Genomic DNA, 21029 nt, shown 5'->3' on the forward strand with positions numbered 1-21029 from the left:
GGGGGACAGCAAGCACATTCGTAGGGGCAGCCCACACCCACCCAACCTTTACTTAAACGCCGCCTGATTAAACAGGAAGTTACCATCCGGCAGCATCGACACACCGCTCAGCGTGCTGCGCTTGCCAACCAGATTGTCTGGCGTGCCGAGGAAAGCCACCGGTGCCTCTTTCCACAACACTTTCTGCGCTTCAGCGTACGCCTCGCCACGTTTGGCCGGATCGGCGGTGGCTAAGCCACCGGCAATCGCTTTGTCGGCTTCGGCATTGCTGAAGTACGAAACGTTGTACGAGGTTGGCACCCAGGATTCGGTGGCATAAAGGGGACGCAGCGCCCAGTCGGCATCACCGGTTGAGGTCGACCAGCCGCCGTAATAGAGGTCAAATTCCGCCTCTTTCGGATCCTTCACGCCCCACAGTTTGGCGTTACGCGTACCGGAATCCATTGGCGTGACCGTGGCGCGAATGCCGACCGTTGCCAGCTGCGCTTTCAGCACCTGCGCGGCACGCACGCTGGCGGTGGCATTGGTGACCCACAGTTTCAGGTCGAGGCCGTTCGGGTAACCGGCGGCTTTCAACAGCGCTTTGGCTTCATCCGGTGCATAGCGATAGTTCGGCGCGCTCTGCTTCTGATAGAACTGCACGCCTGCAGGAATCGCCGAGCTGGCCGGTTTGCCCAAGCCGGCAAAGGCGACTTTTAGCCACAGATCGCGGTCGATGGCGTAGTTGATCGCCTGGCGTACACGTACATCGGCCAGCGGTTTGTGCTGGGTGTTGATCGCCATGTAGTAGAGGTAAATGCTCGGATCGCGCTGGATCGCCAGTTTGCTATCGCTCTGCACGGTGGCGATCAGATCCGACGGTAGCGGCCAGATCGCATCAACCTGGCCCGACTTCAGTGCCGCGACGCGCGTAGCATCTTCCGGACTTGGCGAGAAGATCACGTTATCCACCTTCGGCCAGCCCTTTTGCCAGTAGCCATCATACTTTGCCAGCGTCACCGCTTTACCCGGCTGCCAGGTGACGAATTTGAAGGGACCGGTCCCCACCGGATGCAGACGCAGCTGCGCTTCTTCTGGATATTGCTTGAGGATTGCCGGGCTCCACATCACTGCCGACGGATGCGCCAGCGTGTTGATGAAGGCACCAAACGATTGGTTAAGCTCGATTTTTACCTGATCCGGCGCCAGCACCGTCACCTTCTCAATCATCTTGTACAGACTGTTGCGCTTGAGGCCTTTTTTCTGGTCGGCGAGGCGATCGAGGTTGGCTTTTACCGCTTCGGCATCAAACGGCGTGCCGTCCTGGAAAGTGACGTCTTTACGCAGCGTCAGGGTAAATTCGGTGGCGCTGTCGTTGCTGGTGTAGCGGGTGGCCAGCCACGGCTGCAGCTTCATCTTTGCATCGAACTGGAACAGGCGTTCAAAGATGCCGCTCTGCACCGAGTAGCTGACGTTGTCTGAGGTATCGTGCGGATCGAGGCCGGTGATGTCGGCATACATCGAAATGCGCAGATCCTGTGCCTGAGCCGCGGCGGCCAGCGAGAGGGTCAATCCGAGCGCAAGCGCCGTACGGCGGAAAATCGGGTTCATGAAATCTCCTGGTATTGAGGGTTAGCGCGAAACAAAGTCAGCGACCCAGTGTTGCGGAGCAACCTGGCGATAACGCGGTTTAATGACCGTTTCTCCCACCTTGCGCAGCGGCGAAGGAATTTCGCTCTCTTCGAAAGTGCGGGGTTGACGGTTCTGGGGATCGGCTACCGGCACCGAGGCCAGCAGACGTTGGGTATAAGGATGTTGTGGCTGGTTAAATATCGACTGGCGCGGCCCGAGCTCGACAATCTGGCCGAGATACATCACCGCCACGCGGTTGGCGATGCGCTCTACCACCGCCATATCGTGCGAGATAAAGATCCACGCCACGCCGGTTTGCTGCTGCAGATCCATCATCAGATTGACCACCTGCGCCTGAATCGACACGTCGAGCGCCGAGACCGCTTCATCGGCGATGATCACTTTGGGTTTCAACGCCATGGCGCGTGCGATGGCGATGCGTTGACGCTGGCCACCGGAAAACTCGTGCGGATAGCGCTGCGCATGTTCCGGCAGCAGTCCCACGCTTTTTAGCAGCGCATCGACCTGCGGCGAAGCTTCTTCCAGCGACTTCACCATGCCGTGCAGCAGCAGCGGTTCAGCAATGGTGAAACCAACCGTCAAACGTGGATTGAGCGAGGCGTAGGGATCCTGGAACACCATCTGGATTTCACGGCGCAGCGGCTGGAACTGCGCCTCTTTAAGATTGGCAATTTCATTACCCTGGAAATGGATGCTGTCGGCGTCGCTGTTGATCAGCCGCATCAGCGCACGACCGGTGGTGGATTTACCGCAGCCGCTTTCGCCGACAATCGCCAGGGTTTCGCCCGGCCACAGGCTGAAATCAATCTGCTCCACCGCGTGCACCTGGTGGGTCAGCGCCGAGAAAATCCCGCTGCGAATCGGGTAGTACACTTTCAGACCGCGCACATCCAGCAGCGGCGTTTCGTCGTAGCGCGCGGTGCGCTGCTCGCTGCGATCGTTGGCCTCGCTGCCCAACAGCGGAAAACGCTGCGGCCACGCGTGTTCGCGCATATCGCCCAGCTTCGGCACCGCGGCGAGTAGCGCTTTGGTATAAGGATGCTGCGGCGCATTGAAGATGTCGCTGACCGTGCCCTGCTCAACCACTTCGCCTCGCAGCATCACCACCACGCGATCGGCGATTTCGGCCACCACGCCCATGTCGTGGGTGATAAACAGCACCGCCATCTGCTTCTCGCGTTGCAGGTCGCGCAGGATGTGCAGAATGCGCGCCTGCACCGTAACGTCCAGCGCGGTGGTCGGCTCATCGGCAATCAACAGCTGCGGATCGCAGGCCAGCGCCTGGGCAATCATCACGCGTTGGCGCATGCCGCCCGACAGCGAATGCGGATAGCTTTTCATAACGCGATCCACATCGGCGATGCGCACCTGACGCAGTAATTCGCGCGCGCGCGCCTCGGCCTGGCTTTTGTCACAAATCTGGTGGTCACGCAGCGCTTCGGTCAGCTGATCGCCAACGCGTAATACCGGATTGAGCGAGGTCATCGGCTCCTGAAAAATCATCGCCATCTCACGGCCACGCAGGGCGCGACGTTGAGGTTCATTCAGGCTGGCCAGTTGATGGGCTTTGCCCTGACGATCGCGAAACTGCATGCTGCCGCGATCGATACGGCCAGAGGCGGCGAGTAAGCCCATCACCGCCAGCGAGGTGACCGATTTACCCGAACCACTTTCGCCCACCACGGCGACGATTTCGCCCTGATGAATATTAAAACTGATGCCCTTTAGCGCCTGATTTTCGCCGCTGCGGCCGCGAAAGCTGACGCTGAGGTCCTGAATCGCGAGCACCGGTGGTGAACCGGCAACGCTGGCGGCGTTGGGGGTAAGTAAAGTGTCCGTCATCGTTGCTCCGCGTGCGGGTTACAGCCAGATTTGGCCTTGAGCGTAAGTAAGGAACGGCGAGCTGTCAGCGGCCAACCAGATCGGGCCATCGAGGTCGACGTGTTCCGCGGCAATCGCCACCGGCAACGCCGCCTCCATCGCCAGTGATGAGCCGAGCATGCAGCCCACCATCAGCCGCATATCCAGCTTCTGCGCCTCTTCCACCATCGCCAGCGCTTCGGTTAAACCGCCGCACTTATCCAGCTTGATGTTGATCATTTCGTAGCGATTGCGCAGCGGCGCGATGTCTTCTCGCGTGTGGCAGCTCTCATCGGCACAGATTGGAATCGGGTGCGCAAAACGCTGCAGCGCCTGATCCTGACCCGCCGGCAGCGGCTGCTCGACCATCGCAATGTTAAAGCTGACCAGCGCGTTGAGCAGGCTGGGCAAATCCACGCCTGACCAGGCTTCGTTAGCATCAATGATTAACGTGGCGCGCGGCGCGGCCTGACGAATCGCGGCGACTTTCTCCAGAATTTCGTCGCGATTGAGTTTGATTTTCAGCAGGATGGCACCGCGTGATACCGCATCGGCAGCAGCGGCGGCCATGTTCGCGATGGAATCGAGGCTGAGGGTTTCGGCGGTGATCACCGAGGGCGGCTGAAGGCGTTCGCACTGTTGCCACAGCGTGTGTTTCGCCAATGCAGCATCCAGGCGCCACAGCGCACAGTCCAGCGCATTACGCGCTGAACCCGCAGACAAACGGCTTTGCAGATCGAGGCGGCTCAAACCCGCTTCAATGTCGGCGCGCAGCGCGTCCAGCTCGGCGTTGACGCTTTCCGGCGTTTCATCGTAGCGCGGCGTTGGCGTACATTCGCCACGGCCAATAAAGCCGTTTTGCTCCAGCGTTACGCGAATTACCGTAACCGCCGTACGCGTGCCACGCGAGATGGCAAACGGACGCGCCAGCGGCAGCTCCAGCACTTCAATCTGCATGCGCCGCATGTTAGCCGCGCTCCTGCAGCAGCGCGGCGATATCCGCAATGCCGAAGCGCACCGGATCGGTGGCAGGCACGCCGAATTCAGCGCTGACCTCTGCACAATAGGCGCGCGCTTCCTCTTCGCTGTAGTTCGAGGTGTTGATGGCGAAACCGGCCAGCTGCACGGCATCACTGGTGACATGCGCCGCGCGCAGGTTGGCTTCGACACAATCTTTCAGGCTGACCATCGGCTGATGCGGCAGATGGCGCATATGCGGACGGCCCATTTCGTGGCACATCACCAGCCAGTGCGGCTGCGCACCGTGAATCAGGCCCATGCTGACGCCAGCATAGGAAGGATGGAACAGCGAACCCTGACCTTCGACGATATCCCAGTGATCGGCGTCATTGGCGGGCGACAGCGCTTCAACGGCACCGGCGATGAAGTCGGCAATCACCGCATCAATCGCAATCCCTTCGCCTGCCACTAAAATGCCGGTCTGACCGGTAGCGCGGAAATCGGCTTTCATGCCGCGTTCGCGCATCGCCGCTTCCAGCGCCAGCGAGGTGTACATTTTGCCCACTGAGCAGTCAGTGCCAACAGTAAGCACTCGCTTACCTGTACGCTTTTTACCGCTGCCGACGTTCAGTTTTGGACGCATATGGCGCAGGTCGAACAGCTCCACGCCGAACTCTTTGGCCAATGCCACCAGCTCAGGCTCATCCACCAAACGATGATGTAAACCGCTGGCAACATTCATACCAGCGGAAATGGCGCTTTTTACCGTGTCGAGCCAGTGTGTTGGCAGGTAACCACCCGCATTGGCGGTACCGAGCACCAGCGTTTTGGCACCGCGCGCTTTAGCAGCGTTAATATCGAGTTCGTCGAGGCCAAGGCTGACGGCGCAGCCCGGCAATTTGATTTCGCCAACGCACTGCTCCGGTCGCCAGACCTGAATGCCGCGTGCCGTTTTAGCGGCCAGTGGATCGGTTACGTCGCCGAGGAAGAGTAAATAAGGTTGTGGGATCAGCATGATGTTTCTCGTTTCAGACGGTTTATAGGGCCTGAGCTGACTATTTCATGCAGAAGAAAGGGTGACGAATGCTTGTTTAGTAGCGGGGTATAACCTGCGGCTATAGCCAGATCGAAATGTGATGGCTGAAGGAATAAATCAACCTATTAGCGGGGAAATGGCAGGGAAAGCGGTTGGAGAGATAAGAAAACAGTTGATAACCACAGGTCGATCCCTGACCGCGATTATCGAGGGTATTCTGGGGAGATCTTAATTAAGAGCACCCGGCGGTACGTGTTTGAAGGTTTCTACATAAGAACGGAACACGTAGCGGAAAAAGCGTTTCATAAAGCACCTGATTCAAAAATTGTTGAAGAAATACGCAAAAAGTATAACGTCTGAGCGTTTTTACCGCAATTATTTTTGAAGTAGATCACAGAATAGGGATTTATTGCGGGTTTGCGGTGGTCGCCATGAAGGTACGACCAGGCACAGTGGAAGTTGTAGGGTGCGCATTTATGCACACCAGGCAGCAGTATCGTTAGTTAAACCAACCCATGTGCTGGCTTAAAATGGTGCAGCCAATACTGATCAGTACCACGCCGCCAAGCACTTCAGCCCATTTGCCCATTACCGGGCCGATAAAACGTCCAACCAGCACGCCGGTGGTCGCCATCACGGTGGTGGCGGCGCCGATGGTGACGGCGGTCATGATGATATTGACCTGCAGAAATGCCAAACCCACACCCACCGCCAGCGCATCCAGACTGGTGGCGACAGCGGTTAATGCCAGCACCATAAAACCGTGACGCTGCGGCGCTTCGCAGGGCTCATCAGCCGTTTGACGGAAGCCTTCCATGATCATACGGCCGCCCAGCACGCTTAACAGACCGAAAGCGACCCAGTGATCCCATGCCATAACATAGCGACTGGCCGCCAGGCCAATTGCCCAGCCAATCAGCGGCGTCAGCATTTCGATGACGCCAAAGATCAAGCCCGTACGCAGCGCTTCTCTGAAATTCGGGCGATGCAATGATGCGCCTTTGCCCAGTGCTGCAGCGAAAGCGTCCATCGACATACCAAAGGCCAGAATCAGGGTTGCGATAAATGTCATGGGTTTTCAATCAATGCCGCGGAACAGGCCCTGAAGCCGCTACTTCTCCGCATTTATTGTTCAGTAATGAAAAAGTGCGCGCAGTCTAACACGCAAAAACACCAAAAAAAAGACAGTAAAATCAGGGCTTTAAGTATAGCAAAGGCTATAACTCTTAACTTTCGCTATTTTTGACGCTAAGTGAATGGAATAGAAGAAATTTCTTAGCGCGATCCGGCACGGGGATTGCACCCCAGCGCCATTTTATGCGCTAATGCCCGCGCTAACTGATTTGGAAAAATGACCATGAATAACCCGTTCGAAACGCTGATTATCCCGGGTGGCATTCTGCTGCTGGGCTTTCTCTCTGCACTGCTGCTGCCCGCGCCCTCGTTTGGCATTGAGCTGGCAAAACAGCTGCAAGAAAGTTTGCACCTGATGGATGTTAATCAGCTGTATACGATTGTCTTTAGCCTGTGGTTTTTGCTGCTGGGCGCGATTGAGTTCTTCGTGATTCGCTTCCTGTGGCGACGTCGCTCGCGCTGATCGCTTTTCCTGCAAGGTGATGCATTTTTCTTCTGCATGGCATGCCTGCTCACGCCTAAATTCATCACCACAAAAATGTAACATTACTTTTACACGGCGTGGCGAAATATCACGCAACATAAATTCCGCATAAATAGTCAATTTACGTAAACCACTTAAAATTCATACAATTAAATTGTGACACACCTCACTACCTATTAACGCACCCGCCAATAACACTCACAAACCCATAACATTCACATTACTATAAGCGTCTGATTAAGAGATAAAAATCCCTTATGGCAGCGGGGTTGAGCTGATTAATTCTTATGCTGAATCATTTCCGCCTTTAAAAAATAAACAAACGTTTAATTCCGATACGAGAATGTTATATTCGAATGCATATGCATAACGTGCAGTTAACCGTTATCGTCCCCATGACTTATACCTGAGTCTTAACCTTTGAGAAGTAGCGCCACGCGCTCGAAAGAAGCGCGGCTATTTCGCCTGCGAACCTGTTGAGCTTCAGGTCAACAGAAAGAGGAGATGTCGCCTCATGAGTACTACTGCGGTAAATCTGGCGCTCGCCGCCGCTGGCAAGGAAAGCGCAAACCTTCAGGAACGAAAAGACGTCGACGTACTGCTGATTGGCGCAGGCGTGATGAGTGCGACCCTCGGCACATGGCTGCAGGATCTCGAGCCTGACTGGTCGATTGAGATGGTTGAACGCCTTGATGACGTGGCGGTTGAATCCTCGAATGGCTGGAACAACGCTGGCACCGGCCACGCCGCGCTGGCCGAGCTGAACTATACGCCGCAGAAGGCGGATGGCAGCATCGACATCGCTAAAGCGGTGGCGATTAACGAATCGTTCCAGATTTCGCGCCAGTTCTGGGCTTATCACGTTCAGAAAGGCAACCTGCGCAATCCCAAAAGCTTTATCCACAGTACGCCGCACATGAGTTTCGTCTGGGGCGACGATAACGTTGAATTCCTGCGTAAGCGCTTCAATGCGTTGCAGAAAAGTACGCTGTTCCGCGGCATGAGCTATTCAGAAGACCGCGATCAAATCACCCAGTGGATTCCGCTGGTGATGAACGGGCGTGACAGCAAGCAGAAAGTCGCCGCCACCTGGACCGAGATGGGTACCGACGTGAACTTCGGTGAAGTGACGCGTCAGCTGATTGCTGCTTTAGAGAAGAAAGCCAATTTCCGTCTGCGTCTACGCCAGGAAGTGCGTGATATCAAGCGCCTGAGCGATGGCCGCTGGCAGGTAAGCCTGCATAATCTGGTCAGCGGCGAAGATCGCGTGCTGACCACGCGCCAGCTGTTTATTGGTGCCGGCGGCGCGGCGTTGCCGCTGCTGCAGAAATCGGGCATTCCGGAAGTGAAAGGCTACGCCGGTTTCCCGGTGGGCGGCTCTTTCCTGGTGACGGAAAATCCGGAGGTGGTGAAACAGCACATGGCGAAGGTGTATGGCAAAGCCAGCGTCGGCGCCCCGCCGATGTCGGTGCCGCATGTCGATACGCGCGTGCTGGATGGCAAACAAGTGCTGCTGTTTGGCCCGTTCGCCACCTTCTCCACCAAATTCCTCAAGCAAGGTTCGCTGCTGGATATGTTCGGTGCGATGAATGGCAGCAACCTGAAACCGATGGTGCAGGTTGGCCTGAAGAGTTTCGATCTGGTGAAATATCTGGTTGATCAGGTGCTGCAAAGCGACAGCGATCGTATGGAAGCCTTACGTGCTTACGTACCGCAGGCACAGCAGGAAGATTGGCGTTTGGTGACGGCAGGCCAGCGCGTGCAGATCATCAAAAATGATGCCAAAGAGGGCGGCGTGCTGCGTCTGGGCACCGAAGTGGTGACCTCGGAAGACGGTACAATTTCGGCGCTGCTCGGCGCATCGCCTGGTGCATCAACCGCGGCACCGATTATGCTCGAGCTGATGGCGAAAGCCTTCCCAGAGCAGATGCGTTCACCGGAATGGCAGACCAAAATCCGCATGGTGATCCCATCGTGGGGCCGCAAGTTGAACGGCGATGTGGCGCTGACCGAGAAAGTGCTGGCCGATACCAGCCGCGTGCTGCAGCTCGATTACGAGCCCGTTGTTACACCTGATGCCGCCAACGATGAAGCGCGCGAAACGGCGCATGTGGTGGGGAAGTAACAAGGTAGCGTTGTTTGCTGCAAAGATGAGAGGCCGCGCAAGCAGCCTCTTTTTTTATGCCTAACGCAAGAAATGTCCCAAATTGGGATTCAGGTTTGTTATAGTCCCAAAACGGGATTAAGATGCGCTGCATGAGAATTATATCGGTAAGGTCATTAAGGGAGTTTATGACGGCGAACCCCGACTCTTCGCAGCCGTTGAGAGCCTGGATTGATGAAGCACAAAAGGCCGACTGGTCAAGCCCGGCAGACATCAAGGAACAATACCGCCACGCCAGCATTCTTAAAGGTAGCCGAGTGGTATTCAACATCAAAGGAAACGATTATCGACTGATAGCGGCCATCGCGTATCCACAGAAGCTGATATTTATAAAGTTTATCGGCACACATCGGGAATATGACGCGATTGACGCTAATACGGTGGAGCAACGCTAATGACATTAACCATTAAACCCATTCATTCCGAACAGGATTACGAAGCCGCTCTTGAGGCTATCTCGCCGCTCTTTGAAGATGTGCCTGAGCTCGGCACGCCAGAGAGCGATTATATGATCGTGATGAGCATGCTCATTGAGGCATGGGAAAAAAAGCATTATCCCATAGAGGCGGCAGATCCGATTGAAGCCATTAAATTCCGCATGGAGCAACAAGGGCTGACAGCCAAAGATTTGGAGCCTGCCATCGGTCGTCGCAATCGCGTTTATGAAGTGCTCAATGGGAAACGTTCTTTATCACTGGAAATGATCCGTAATCTGCATAAGCAGTTTGGTATTCCATTGGAGAGTTTGGTTGGGTTGTGAATGGTTGCGGTCGCCATGAATGGCGACCCTATCATTACGGTGCACCGCCATGCGCATCGTAATGGTTAACTCAACAACACTGCGTCGTACAGCATCCAACCGGTGGTGGCCACCAGCGACAATGCCATCAAACTGTTAAACGCCTGACGTTTCCACGCTACCTGCAGATGGCTGCGTAGGCGGTCGCCCAGTGCAGCCCAAATCAAGATGCACGGCAGATTCAGCGCCGCGAATCCCAGTAACACGGTTAGCACGCCGTTGCTGTTGGCGTATATCAGCGCCACATTCGTCACCATCAACCACGCTTTTGGGTTCACCGCCTGGAAACAGATGCCGCCAATTAACGTCATGGGGCGCGGGCGTTCGCGTAGCTGCGGTGCGCCGGCGCGGAATATCTTCCACGAAAGCCACAGCAGATAACTGCATCCGACCACTGTCAGCGGCAGGCGAATCGCGCCCATCCAGTGCAGCAACACATCGAGCGCCATACTCGCCAGCAGCATCTGAATCGCACAACCCAGTAGAATGCCAAATAGCATCGGCAGCGTGCGTTTGAAGCCAAAGTTGACGCCGGAAGTCGCCAGCAGCAGGTTGTTCGGGCCGGGAGTGATCGACATAACGGTGACATAGCTGAAAAACGAGGGATCGAGCATGGCGTACTTCCTTAACAATCAATGAGGCCTTCATGCTAATGCGTACGCTGCAATGGAAACAGAGACACAAAATGACTATTGTAATGGATACAGTTGTCTCAAAAATGAATTGTACCCATCGCGCGCGGAGGCTTTTGTGTCCCTTCCCCTTTCATCCGGCCAAACGCTGTATCAGCAGTTGGTCGATAGCTTTGCCGAGTCGATTCATCAGGGCACCCTGAAGCCGGGCAAGCGGCTGCCGGCGATTCGCCGCGTGGCGCAATCGCATCAGGTTAGTATCAATACGGTGCTTAATGCGTGGCAAGTGCTTGAAGATCGTGGCCTGATCGAATCACGTCCGCAATCCGGCTATTACGTGCGTGGCGTGCTGCCCGCCGTGACGCGCGCGGTAAAACCGTTACCTCCTAAAATTAACGATCCCAGTGCGCAAAAGCTGGAACTGATTGAGCAGGTGTTCGCCGCGCAAAATAATCCGGAGTACACCAATATCTCGCTGGCCTGTCCGCAGGATGGCACCTTCTATCCTGCGGCGCGTATCGGGCGCATTACCGCGTCGATTTTACGACAGAATCCCGACATTATCGGACGCTATGCGCTTCCGCCTGGTAGTGAGCGCTTACGGGAGGAGATTGCACGGCGCGCGCTGCATAATGGCATCAACCTGCCGCCACAAGCGATCACCCTTACCCACGGCTGCATGGAAGCGTTGCAGCTGGCGCTGCGTGCGGTGACCAAACCTGGCGACTGCATCGGTCTGGAATCGCCGACCTATTTTTTCCTGTTCCCGCTGCTGGCCTCGTTGGGACTGAAGGCGCTGGAAATCCCCACCGATCCGCAGCAAGGGTTGTCGCTCGATGCGCTGGAGATGCTGCTGCAGGAGAAACGTATTCAGGCAGTGATCGCCATGCCGGGCGCACAGAACCCGCTGGGCTATGTGATGCCGCTGGAGAACAAAAAGCGCCTGGCGAAGTTAGTGAACACTTACCACGTTCCGCTGCTGGAAGATGGTTTGTATGACGAATTGCAGTTTGAGTGGCCGCTGTCACCGCCGGTGAAGGCCTTTGATAGTGACGGCTGGGTGATTTACTGCACCAGCTTTACCAAAACCGTGGCGCCCGATTTTCGCGTCGGCTGGACCGCCGCCGGACGTTTTCATCACGCCATCGCTCACCTCAAAGCGGTTTCATCGATGGCGGAGTCACGTTTGCTGAGCGAAACGCTGGCCGAATTCCTGGCAAGCGGCGGTTACGATCATCATCTGCGTACGCTGCGTCGCCGCTATGCGGCGAATCTGGATGCGGCACGCGGCATTCTGGCGCGCCACTTTCCGCAGGGCACGCGCGCTACCCTGCCGCGCGGCGGGTTTGTTTTCTGGGTAGAACTGCCGGGCAAAGTCGATACCGTGGAGATGTTTCACCGTCTGCTGCAGGAGCACATTTGTGTGACGCCGGGCGCGCTCTACTCGCTGAGCGATCGCTATACGCACGCGTTGCGCCTCTCCTGCTGCTATCCGTTTGATGAGCGTTATACCTGGGCACTGCAGCGCACCGGCGCGCTGGCCTGTGAGATGACAGGCCTCGCGCCGGGACAGGATCAGGGTTTGCCGTTGCGGCCCCAGGTGGTGTAAGGCTCGCGCTCGGTCAGGCGCTCGTAATAGGTTTGCACCGCCGGGAAGTGAGGATGCTCCAGCGGTGTTTCGAACCAGCGATTCACCGCCAGCCCAACCGGAATATCCGCCAGCGAGAAATTACGGCCTGCGACGTAGCGCCCGGTTTTTTCCAAATGCTGGTTAAGAATGTTCATGGTGTGCGACCAGCCTTTGACGGCAGCGGCCAGCAAGCGCGGATCCTGGTGCGCTGGCGAGTTGCGTACCAGCGACATAAACGCGTAGCGCCAGGACGTGTTCAGTTCGGTGGCTTGCCAATCCATCCACTGATCAACCGGTGCCCGCGCGCGCGGATTTTCGGGATAGAGCCAGTCGCCGCCGTTGCTGTTCGCCAGATAGCGCAAAATGGTGTTGGATTCCCACAACACGAAATCGTCCTCGATCATCACCGGGACCATCGCGTTGGGATTGAGCGCCATAAATTCTGCTGAGTGCAGCGATTGCGGATCGTCGCCCCAGGGTTCAGATTCATACGCGATATCCAGTTCTGCGCACAGCCACAGAACTTTTCGCACGTTAATTGAAGAAGTACGGCCAAGAACTTTTAACATTGCAGACTCCGATTGCAGAATTCTTAATCTATTCATAGCCCTGATGCTGATCTTTCGCAATCGGCAGGATGTAAATCCGGATTTCAGACAACCTCAACGAGGAAGGAGTGACAATGAAGGTCGCATTTAAACAAGTGGATGTGTTTACCTCATCGGCGTTTAAAGGTAATCCGCTGGCGGTGATCATGGATGCACAGGGATTGAGTGATGCGCAGCTGGCAGCGATTGCGCGCTGGACCAACCTATCGGAAACCACCTTTGTGCTGCCGCCACAGGATCAGGCGGCGGATTACCGCGTGCGTATTTTTACCGTTGAAGGCGAACTGCCGTTTGCCGGTCATCCTACGCTCGGCACCGCGCATGCGCTGCTGGAAGCCGGTTGGCCGCTGAAAACGCCGGGCAAAATCGTGCAGGAGTGCGGCGTTGGTCTGGTGGAGGTGAAAATCAGCGATGATGGCGCGCTGGCTTTTGCTGCGCCCGCGGCCACCTTAACGCCCTTTAGCGATGCGTTGATGAGCAGTGCGTTAAATAGCGAAGCTTTCGATCTCAGCCAGGCACCGACCATCGTCGATATGGGCATTCGCTGGCTGCTGATTCCGCTGAGCAGCGCGCAGGCGGTGCTGGATGTGGTGCCGTCAGCCTCTGATTTACACCGTTTACATCAACATGCCGACGTTAACGGCACAGCGATTTTTGGCGCGCTGCCCTCGGGTGAGAATGAGCAGTATGAAGTGCGCGCGTTGCTGGTTGAGAACGGCAGTTTGACCGAAGATCCGGTAACCGGTAGCGCCAATGCCTGTCTGGCGCGCTACCTGGCGGCACAGGGCCAAACGCAAGATTACCGGGCGCGTCAGGGCAGCGCGATTCAGCGTGAAGGTCGAATTCAGGTGAGTTTTACGCATGAAGCGATTTGGATTGGTGGCCAAACCGTGACGGTGATTGACGGGACGATTACGTTGTAAGGTTGCCATTTATGGCAACCTGCTGGCGTCGCTGTTTAATGAGGTCGCCATAAATGGCGTAATGCCGATCTGTTAAGCGCTGAGCGACTTTCGTTCGCCATCGGCTGAGGCAGTTTCAGCTATGCCGTGCGGCGACCGAGCAGAGGACGCCTGGCCGCGCCCTCTGCACTCCCGGGCCCTGCGCCAGCCCATCCCGCCGCTGCGCGGTGCCTTCACTCCCTCACGATTCCTGACGGACCGGCGGCGATTCGCTCCTGCTCAGCGCCGCCTCTCGCCGCATCCCTGCGGCTCGCCCTGGAATCCCTCACTCGCTCAGCGGGCTGGGATGTCGCCTCAACACCCGCGCTGCAGCATCAATGCCTATTCCTGAATCATCATCGCTGTAGCGCCTGTCGGGTCGCCATTCATGGCGACCACATGACCCAAAATCTTCAGCCTGCAAAATTTCAAATCAGATGCGGTAATGGCAGGCGATGGTGTTGGGCGCTATCCGCAGCGCCGAGCGCAGAGTGACGGCCAGGATGAGCCGACACGACGTCGGCGAAAGCGCGGCATGAGCCAGGGATGGCGAATCCGCGCGGTCCGTCAGGCCGGAGCGATAAGCGAGGGAACAGCGAGGACGGCGCAGGCGCGGATTGCTAAGGTCCGCGCCTTCGGACCTTAGCCCGGCCGCCGGCTTCACACATTCTGAAACTGCCATATGCTTAGCGGGCGGAACCCCCGCGGAGCCAGTACGCTGCTTAACTGGCGAGCATTACGCCATGAATGGCGACCCTACCGATTACAGTGCCTGGCCGCCTGAGGCTTCAATGCGTTGTGCGGTGATCCAGCCGGTTTCATCGCTGAGAATCGCGCTAATCGCATCACCGATATCATCCGGCAAGCCGACGCGGCCCAACGCGGTAACCGAGGCGATATGATCGTTGAGATCTTTGGTATCACGCACGCGACCACCGCCAAAGTCAGTTTCAATCGCGCCAGGTGCCAGAATGTTGACGCGAATATGGCGCTCGCCCAGCTCCTTCGCCTGATAACGGGTTAACACCTCCATCGCCCCTTTGATTGCGGCGTAAGTGCCCGAACCTGGCAGCGTCAATCGGGTTAAGCCGCTGGAGATATTCAGGATGCGTCCACCATCGATGATTAGCGGCAACAGTTTTTGCGTCAGGAAGAACGGCCCTTTGAAGTGCACATTCACCAGCGCATCAAACTCATCCTCTGTGGTCTCGGCAAAGAGCTTATAGTGACCGTGGCCGGCGTTGTTCACTAAATAATCAAAATTGTCGCGTTGCCAGGTTTTTTGCAGCGCCTCTTTCACCTGCGCCACGAAGTCATCGAACTGACCGGTGTCGCCAACATCCAACTGCAGCGCCACCGCACGCGCGCCCAGCGCTTCAATCTCTTGCACCACCGCCTGTGCTTCATCCGCATGACCGCGATAGGTAAACAGGATATCGGTGCCTTTGGCGGCCAGTTTCAGCGCCCCATTCTTACCTAAACCGCGATTTCCGCCGGTAATCAATGCAATTTTATGACTCATGTTTCGCTCCAGTTGGAAAATTGAACACCGGATAAGGATATTCGCGAATAATTGATCTATAAACGCAGAGGAATACGCAGCACTGTTTCACTAACAACAACAATCGGTGCACAACATGGATAAAATTCACGCAATGCAGGTGTTTGTGCGGGTGGCCGAAATGGGCAGTTTTACCCGCGCGGCAGAAAGTCTGGGTTTACCGAAAGGCAGCGTATCGCGCCAGCTTCAGGCGCTGGAAAATCAAATGGGTACGCGCTTGCTGCATCGCACCACGCGCCGCGTGCATCTGACGCAGGATGGTTTGGTCTATTACGATCGCTGCCTCGATTTGTTGTCGATGCTCGACGACATGGACAGCCTGTTCCAGCACGATCCCGGCACCTTAAGCGGCAAGCTGCGGGTGGATATGTCGGTGGCGATGGCGACCGGCTTTGTGTTGCCGCGTCTGCCGGAGTTTTTGCAGCACTATCCTGGGCTCGAAATTGAGCTGAGCAGCAGCGACCGCCAGGTGGATGTGATTCGTGAAGGCTTTGACTGCGTGGTACGCGTGGGTGAGCTGAAAGATTCCGGCCTGATTGCGCGAAAAATTGGCTCGCACGCCTTGATTAACTGCGCCAGTGCCGACTACCTTTCCCGTTTCGGCATGCCGGTGCGGCTGGAAGATCTGTCGCAACACGCGATGGTGCATTACAGCCAGCAGCTTGGGCAGCCTTCGCAAGGTTTTGAGTATTTCGATGGCAAACAATGCCATTACATTCAAACCGGTGGCGTGGTGACGGTAAACAGTACTGAAACCTATCGCGCCGCGTGTATGGCCGGACTCGGCATTATTCAGGTGCCGGCGATTGGCGTACAGCCGCTGCTGGAATCAGGAAAGCTGGTTGAAGTGCTGCATCACTTCCCGGCTAAACCGATGCCGATCTCGCTGCTTTATCCGCATCGCCGTAACGTGGCGCGCCGCGTGCGGGTGTTTATGGAGTGGCTAAGCCATGTCTTGCAGGAGTACGTCACATAGCACGTATACCCGTCATACTTCGAGTTGCAGGTGCGTTAGCTGCGTGCGTTCACCCCAGTCACTTACCTAAGTAAGCTCCTGTGGATTCACACACTTGCCGCCTTCCTGCGTCTCGAATTATTTAGGGTATATAATTGAATTTTCGCAGTGAACAGGATGACTATCGTCTATGACGGACAAAACCCCTAAAGAGACAGCGGCTGAGGCAGAAACCAAGCCGCTGATTGATATTAAAACCGGCAATAAAACCGTGGATGGCTCAATCCAAAATGTGTCGCGCTTCGCCGCCTGGTTTCAGGCGATTCCAGCGGTGGCGCACTTTATGCGCGCGCTGGAACGCTTTAACGATCGCCTCGGCAGCCAGTTTGGTGCAGCCATCACCTACTTTTCCTTTCTCTCCCTGATACCGATTTTGATGGTCTCCTTTGCGGCGGTCGGCTTTGTGCTGGCGTCGAATCAGGATTTGCTCACCGAGTTGATCAACAAAATCGTTAACAGCATCAGCGATCCGACGCTGGCAACTACGCTGAAGAACACGGTGAATACCGCGATTCAGCAGCGTGCCACGGTGGGAATAACCGGTTTGCTGCTGGCGCTTTACTCCGGCATTAACTGGATGGGCAATCTGCGTGAAGCGGTGCGTGCCCAGTCGCGCGACGTCTGGGAACGTAAGCCAGACGATCAGGAGAAGTTTTGGAAGAAGTACGCGCGCGATCTGCTGTCGCTGCTCGGTTTGATGTTTGCGCTGGTGATTACGCTGTCGCTGACCTCGATTGCCGGTGCGGCGCAGGCGGCCATCGTTAATGCGCTGGGGCTGGAGGATATTGAGTGGCTGCGTCCGGCGATGACGGTGATTGCGCTGTCGATCTCCATCTTCGCTAACTATCTGCTGTTCCTGTGGATCTTCTGGATTTTGCCGCGCCACAAGCCACGTAAAAAAGCGCTGTTCCGCGGCACGCTGCTGGCGGCGATTGGCTTTGAGGTGATCAAGTTTGTTATGACGCTGACGCTGCCGAAGCTGGCAACCTCGCCGTCTGGCGCGGCTTTTGGTTCGGTGCTTGGCTTGATGGCGTTTTTCTACTTCTTTGCGCGTTTGACGCTGTTCTGCGCGGCGTGGATCGCTACTGCGAAATACAAAGATGATAAAGAGATGCCGCAGCCGCATCAGGTAAAATAAGCTGACGGGATTGTTACAAATGCCGTACTAGCTAAAAATGTTTCCTGCTGGCTATTTTTTCCGCAAAAACCAGCAGGAAACGCTGAAGGGTCACTTTAATTTGGCCCTTTTGCAGAGATTCCCGCCAAAAAAGTGACACTTCCCGTTCCCATCCGCCATTGATCGCGGCAACTCAGAAATTATCCACTTATTCGACGAAAAAGCCCGGTCTGACGCGGTTTTTCGCCATTGAATGCCGCAAACCAGGTGCGTAAGATTCTCTGTCTACATTTACAATTAAGAAACACTTATGCAAGCCTCCATCACAGAAACACTCGACAAAAAACACGACGAAACGCCGGTTAATTCACGTGGCAAAGTGGTTGTGGCATCGCTGGTCGGCACTGCCATTGAGTTCTTCGATTTCTATATCTATGCCACCGCCGCGGTGATTATTTTCCCGCACATCTTCTTCCCGCAGGGCGATCCTACCGTCGCCACGCTACAGTCGCTGGCGACCTTCGCTATCGCCTTTGTTGCGCGTCCAATTGGTTCTGCCGTATTTGGCCACTTTGGCGACCGCGTCGGTCGTAAAGCCACACTGGTCGCATCGCTGCTGACCATGGGCGTTTCGACGGTGCTGATTGGTTTGCTGCCGAGCTATCAAACGATTGGTGTGGCTGCTCCGCTGCTGCTGGCGCTGGCACGTTTTGGTCAGGGTCTTGGCCTGGGCGGAGAATGGGGCGGTGCAGCCCTGCTGGCTACCGAGAATGCGCCGGCGAAGAAACGCGCGCTTTATGGTTCGTTCCCACAGCTTGGCGCGCCGATTGGCTTCTTCTTCGCTAACGGTACTTTCCTACTGCTTTCATGGCTGCTGACCGATGAGCAGTTCATGAACTGGGGCTGGCGCGTGCCGTTTATTCTCTCTGCGGTGCTGGTGTTGATTGGCCTGTATGTACGCGTTTCGCTGCATGAAAGCCCCGTGTTCGCCAAAGTGCAGAAAGAGAATAAGCAGGTAAAAATGCCGATTGGCACGCTGCTGAGCAAGCATATGACGGCGACGATTCTCGGCACCTTCATCATGCTGGCCACCTATACGCTGTTCTATATTATGACTGTCTACTCAATGAGCTACGGTACCGCGCCCGCGCCGGCCGGCCTTGGCTATTCGCGTAACAGCTTCCTGTGGATGCTGATGGTGGCGGTGATTGGTTTCGGTGTGATGGTACCAATTGCCGGTCTGCTGGCCGATCGCTTTGGCCGTCGTAAAACCATGATCACCATTACGCTGATGATTATCGCCTTCGCACTGATGTTCCCAATGCTGCTGGGTTCCGGTTCTCAGGTGCTGGTGATGGGCTTCCTGATCCTGGGCTTAAGCATTATGGGGCTGACCTTTGGTCCAATGGGCGCGCTGCTGCCGGAGTTGTTCCCGACCGAAGTGCGCTATACCGGCGCGTCTTTCTCTTACAACTTGTCGTCGATTCTTGGTGCATCCGTGGCGCCGTATATCGCCACCTGGCTGAATGCGAACTACGGTTTGCAGGCGGTGGGTTTCTATTTGGCTTCAATGGCGGTGCTGACGCTGATCGCGCTGATTGCCTGTAAAGAGACGCGCAATCAGACGCTGTATGAAGCGGTATGATTGAGCGGTGCTGTACTCTGGTTCGTATGTGCTTGCTGTCCCCCTCCTCGGTCCTCCCCCATAAATGGGGGAGGAAGATGCTGCCATATGTTAGTTCTGAAGCTGCATGTGGCAGCGTCTCCTTCCCCCGCTTGCGGGGGAAGGCCGGGATGGGGGACAGCGAGTACATACATAGAGCAACAGCGAGCACTAATTAAAAAAAACCCCGGCAAGCCGGGGTTTCTTCTTTCTGCTGAAAACTGTGTCGCGCGTGGCTTAGCCAGCGACAGCGATACGTTTCATGTCGGTCATGTAGCCACGCAGTTTGCGGCCTACTGATTCGATTGGATGCTGGCGTACCGCTTCGTTGACGTCGCGCAGCTGTGCGTTATCAACCTGCGTGCCTTCAATCGCTTTGCCCAGATCGCCCGGCTGCAGCGTGGTCATGAACTCTTTCAGCAGTGGAACCGCGGCGAAGGAGAACAGGTAGTTACCGTATTCTGCGGTATCAGAGATAACCACGTTCATTTCATACAGACGCTTACGGGCGATGGTGTTGGCAATCAGCGGCAGCTCGTGCAGTGATTCGTAGTAAGCCGACTCTTCAATGATGCCCGCATCAACCATGGTTTCGAACGCCAGCTCAACGCCTGCTTTCACCATCGCAACCATCACAACACCTTTGTCGTAGTACTCTTGCTCTTCGATTTTGCCCTCAAACTGCGGCGCGTTTTCGAATGCCGTTGCGCCGGTCTCTTCACGCCAGGTCAGCAGGTTTTTGTCGTCGTTAGCCCAGTCAGCCATCATGCCTGAGGAGAATTCGCCAGAGATGATGTCATCCATGTGCTTCTGGAACAGCGGCGCCATGATGGTTTTCAGCTGCTCAGACAGCGAATAAGCACGGATTTTCGCCGGGTTAGACAGGCGATCCATCATCAGCGTGATGCCGCCGAACTTCAGTGATTCGGTGATGGTTTCCCAGCCGAACTGAATCAGTTTTTCGGTATAAGCCGCGTCGTGACCTTCAGCCACCAGCTTGTCGAAGCACAGCAGAGAACCGGCCTGCAGCATACCGCACAGGATAGTTTGCTCACCCATCAGGTCAGATTTCACTTCTGCAACGAAAGAAGATTCCAGCACGCCAGCACGGTCGCCGCCGGTGGCTGCAGCCCAGGCTTTCGCAATCGCCATGCCTTCGCCTTTTGGATCGTTCTCCGGGTGAACCGCGATTAGCGTCGGCACACCGAAACCGCGCTTGTACTCTTCACGCACTTCCGTACCTGGGCACTTCGGCGCCACCATCACTACGGTGATGTCTTTACGAATGGTTTCGCCTACTTCAACGATGTTGAAACCGTGCGAGTAACCCAGCGCAGCGCCATCTTTCATCAACGGCTGAACGGCCTGAACTACCGCTGAGTGCTGTTTGTCTGGCGTCAGGTTTACTACCAGATCGGCCTGCGGGATCAGATCTTCGTAAGTGCCGACTTTGAAACCGTTATCGGTCGCTTTGCGGAAAGAGGCACGCTTCTCAGCAATCGCTTCAGCACGCAGGGCATAGGCCACGTCGAGGCCAGAATCACGCATGTTCAGGCCCTGGTTCAGACCCTGAGCACCACAGCCAACAATGACCACTTTCTTGCCTTTCAGGAAGCTAGCGCCATCAGCGAATTCGTCGCGTGACATGAAACGACATTTGCCCAGCTGCGCTAACTGGTTGCGCAGATTCAATGTGTTGAAGTAATTAGCCATGGGTACTCCGGTTAGATGTTGTGTTTGTTTTTGTTCAGTAACGGCGATGTGAACTACGCCGCGAATGACCCCATCATATG

General features: G+C 56.0%; 18 protein-coding genes. 9 read left to right on the top strand and 9 right to left on the bottom strand.

Annotation, left to right across the window (positions count from 1 at the left end):
• Window positions 1–48: 48 nt before the first annotated feature.
• The 5 genes from WH298_RS08695 to mntP all read right to left on the bottom strand — a co-directional run bounded on the left by WH298_RS08695 (window position 49) and on the right by mntP (window position 6560).
• Entirely contained in the window at window positions 49–1590 is a 1542-nt protein-coding gene (locus tag WH298_RS08695) for a glutathione ABC transporter substrate-binding protein (protein ID WP_180822670.1), read from the bottom strand.
• A 21-nt stretch (window positions 1591–1611) separates the two neighbouring features.
• Complete coding sequence (locus WH298_RS08700; RefSeq protein ID WP_180822671.1) at window positions 1612–3474, bottom strand: ABC transporter ATP-binding protein; 1863 nt, start codon at window positions 3472–3474, stop codon at window positions 1612–1614.
• A gap of 18 nt (window positions 3475–3492) precedes the next feature.
• Entirely contained in the window at window positions 3493–4458 is a 966-nt protein-coding gene (gene dgcA / locus WH298_RS08705; RefSeq protein WP_180822672.1) for an N-acetyl-D-Glu racemase DgcA, read from the bottom strand.
• Between the two features lies 1 nt (window position 4459).
• Entirely contained in the window at window positions 4460–5467 is a 1008-nt protein-coding gene (gene dgcN / locus WH298_RS08710; protein WP_180822673.1) for an N-acetyltransferase DgcN, read from the bottom strand.
• 520 nt (window positions 5468–5987) lie between these two features.
• Window positions 5988–6560: a manganese efflux pump MntP gene (mntP, locus tag WH298_RS08715; RefSeq protein ID WP_180822674.1), complete on the bottom strand. Its 573-nt coding sequence runs from the start codon at window positions 6558–6560 to the stop codon at window positions 5988–5990.
• 285 nt (window positions 6561–6845) lie between these two features.
• On the opposite strand from mntP, the gene WH298_RS08720 reads away from it, so the two are divergent.
• The 4 genes from WH298_RS08720 (at window position 6846) to WH298_RS08735 (ending at window position 10030) form a co-directional block, all read left to right on the top strand.
• On the top strand, window positions 6846–7085 hold the full coding sequence (locus tag WH298_RS08720; RefSeq protein ID WP_007891898.1) for a DUF1158 domain-containing protein: 240 nt from the start codon (window positions 6846–6848) through the stop codon (window positions 7083–7085).
• A 535-nt stretch (window positions 7086–7620) separates the two neighbouring features.
• Complete coding sequence (gene mqo / locus WH298_RS08725; RefSeq protein WP_007891899.1) at window positions 7621–9231, top strand: malate dehydrogenase (quinone); 1611 nt, start codon at window positions 7621–7623, stop codon at window positions 9229–9231.
• Window positions 9232–9362: 131 nt separating this feature from the next.
• Window positions 9363–9665 carry a type II toxin-antitoxin system HigB family toxin gene (locus WH298_RS08730; RefSeq protein WP_036621935.1) on the top strand — a complete coding sequence of 101 codons (303 nt, stop codon included), beginning with the start codon at window positions 9363–9365 and terminating at the stop codon, window positions 9663–9665.
• Window positions 9665–10030, top strand: a complete 366-nt coding sequence (locus WH298_RS08735; protein ID WP_180822675.1) for a helix-turn-helix domain-containing protein — start codon at window positions 9665–9667, stop codon at window positions 10028–10030. The genes WH298_RS08730 and WH298_RS08735 overlap by 1 nt, the downstream gene beginning before the upstream one ends.
• Before the next feature lie 65 nt (window positions 10031–10095).
• On the opposite strand, the gene WH298_RS08740 is transcribed toward WH298_RS08735, so the two are convergent.
• Window positions 10096–10683 (bottom strand): LysE family translocator, encoded by a 588-nt coding sequence (locus tag WH298_RS08740; RefSeq protein WP_007891924.1) that lies wholly within the window; start codon window positions 10681–10683, stop codon window positions 10096–10098.
• A 136-nt stretch (window positions 10684–10819) separates the two neighbouring features.
• Here WH298_RS08740 and WH298_RS08745 point away from each other — a divergent pair, with 136 nt between their 5' ends.
• Window positions 10820–12310 carry an aminotransferase-like domain-containing protein gene (locus tag WH298_RS08745; protein WP_007891925.1) on the top strand — a complete coding sequence of 497 codons (1491 nt, stop codon included), beginning with the start codon at window positions 10820–10822 and terminating at the stop codon, window positions 12308–12310.
• Here the strand turns inward: WH298_RS08745 and WH298_RS08750 are convergent.
• Window positions 12277–12900, bottom strand: a complete 624-nt coding sequence (locus tag WH298_RS08750) for a glutathione S-transferase family protein (RefSeq protein WP_007891926.1) — start codon at window positions 12898–12900, stop codon at window positions 12277–12279. The two genes, WH298_RS08745 and WH298_RS08750, sit on opposite strands and share 34 nt — an antisense overlap.
• A gap of 113 nt (window positions 12901–13013) precedes the next feature.
• Between WH298_RS08750 and WH298_RS08755 the strand changes: the two genes are divergently transcribed.
• Window positions 13014–13862 carry a PhzF family phenazine biosynthesis protein gene (locus WH298_RS08755; RefSeq protein WP_180822676.1) on the top strand — a complete coding sequence of 283 codons (849 nt, stop codon included), beginning with the start codon at window positions 13014–13016 and terminating at the stop codon, window positions 13860–13862.
• A gap of 781 nt (window positions 13863–14643) precedes the next feature.
• Here WH298_RS08755 and WH298_RS08760 read toward each other — a convergent pair.
• The gene (locus WH298_RS08760; protein WP_180822677.1) at window positions 14644–15402 is read right to left on the bottom strand and encodes an SDR family NAD(P)-dependent oxidoreductase; all 759 of its coding nucleotides are present in this window, start codon (window positions 15400–15402) and stop codon (window positions 14644–14646) included.
• Between the two features lie 115 nt (window positions 15403–15517).
• Between WH298_RS08760 and WH298_RS08765 the strand changes: the two genes are divergently transcribed.
• The 3 genes from WH298_RS08765 (at window position 15518) to WH298_RS08775 (ending at window position 19218) form a co-directional block, all read left to right on the top strand.
• On the top strand, window positions 15518–16417 hold the full coding sequence (locus WH298_RS08765) for a LysR family transcriptional regulator (RefSeq protein WP_180822678.1): 900 nt from the start codon (window positions 15518–15520) through the stop codon (window positions 16415–16417).
• A 169-nt stretch (window positions 16418–16586) separates the two neighbouring features.
• Window positions 16587–17594 (top strand): inner membrane protein YhjD, encoded by a 1008-nt coding sequence (gene yhjD, locus WH298_RS08770; protein ID WP_180822679.1) that lies wholly within the window; start codon window positions 16587–16589, stop codon window positions 17592–17594.
• Window positions 17595–17883: 289 nt separating this feature from the next.
• Window positions 17884–19218: an MFS transporter gene (locus WH298_RS08775; protein ID WP_007888826.1), complete on the top strand. Its 1335-nt coding sequence runs from the start codon at window positions 17884–17886 to the stop codon at window positions 19216–19218.
• Window positions 19219–19473: 255 nt separating this feature from the next.
• Here the strand turns inward: WH298_RS08775 and ilvC are convergent, their stop codons facing one another.
• Window positions 19474–20949, bottom strand: a complete 1476-nt coding sequence (gene ilvC / locus WH298_RS08780; protein WP_180822680.1) for a ketol-acid reductoisomerase — start codon at window positions 20947–20949, stop codon at window positions 19474–19476.
• Window positions 20950–21029 lie beyond the last annotated feature (80 nt).

This window comes from Pantoea nemavictus, from assembly GCF_037479095.1.
GTDB lineage: Bacteria > Pseudomonadota > Gammaproteobacteria > Enterobacterales > Enterobacteriaceae > Pantoea > Pantoea nemavictus.